Origin of the sequence: Burkholderia sp. HAN2018 (assembly GCF_024704855.1) — a bacterium.
Classification (GTDB): Bacteria; Pseudomonadota; Gammaproteobacteria; order Burkholderiales; family Burkholderiaceae; genus Burkholderia; species Burkholderia cepacia.
In genome coordinates this window covers 1-1,081 of record NZ_QOBB01000517.1, presented here as the reverse complement: position 1 = coordinate 1,081, position 1,081 = coordinate 1, and the positions used below count along the sequence as shown (strand labels likewise).

Genomic DNA, 1,081 nt, shown 5'->3' with positions numbered 1-1,081 from the left:
AGCGCCGCTGCGCGAGCGCCGCGAGCCGCACCGCTTCGTCGGCGCGCCCTGCACGGCGCGCGATGTCGGCGGCCAGCACGTCGAGGCTCGGCGAACTCGTCGTCGGATCGTCCTCGCGCCGCTCGCGCGCGTCGAACGCGGTGCGTGCCGACGCGAGCGCCTTGCCGGCCGCGTCGTACTCGCCGAGCTGCGCGTTCGCGAGCGCGATGCCGTACCAGTTCGCCGCGACGTTCGGCGCCGTGCGATCGTCGATCTCGGACTGCATCCGGCGCGCTTCGGCCGCGATGTCGGTCGGCGCGCGGTTCTGCAGGACCCGCAGCCGCGCGCGCACGAACCCGTATTCGGGCGACTGGCGCGGCTGCCGGTAAGGGGCGCGGCGCGCGCGATCCTCCATGTCGGCGATCCGCTCGCCGGTCAGCGGGTGCGTGCGCGCATACGCGGGCACGCCCGCATCGCCCATCGACGCGCGATCGAGCCGCTCGAAGAAACCCGGCATCCCGTACGGGTCGTAGCCCGCGCCCGCGAGCAACTGGAAGCCGACGCGATCGGCCTCCCGCTCGGCCGAACGCGAGAAGCGCAGCTGGTTGTCGACCGCGTATGCCTGCCCGCCCATCGCGATCGCGCTGCCGAGGTCGCCGCTTCTCGCGAGCACGCCCGCCAGCACGCCGAGCAGCATCGTCGCGAGCGCCGTATAGCCGGTCTTCTCGTTCGCGCCGATCATCCGCGCGATGTGCCGCTGCAGCACGTGCCCCATCTCGTGGCCGACCACCGACGCGAGTTCCGACTCCGTCTGCGTCATGACGACGAGCCCGCTGTTGATTCCGATGAAGCCGCCCGGCATCGAGAACGCGTTGATCTGCGGATCGCGCACCGGGAACAGGTCGAAGTCCGGCGTGTAGCCGCCGATGAAGCGCGCGGCCGCCGCGGCCGCGAGCCGCGCCGCCATCTCATTCAGGTAGTCGCGCACGAGCCAGTCGTCGAGATAGTCGGGATCGCGCCGCACTTCGCGCATCACCCGCTCGCCGAGCCGGCGCTCGGCCTGCGGCGTCAGCGAACCGCCGGAGCCGTCGCCCAGGTCGGG

1 protein-coding gene is annotated in these 1,081 nt (G+C 72.7%); it reads right to left on the bottom strand.

The window, feature by feature from the left end; genetic code table 11:
- Window positions 1-1,081 (bottom strand): M48 family metalloprotease (locus DPV74_RS41495; RefSeq protein WP_162923345.1); only part of this gene is annotated, 1,081 nt, incomplete at both ends.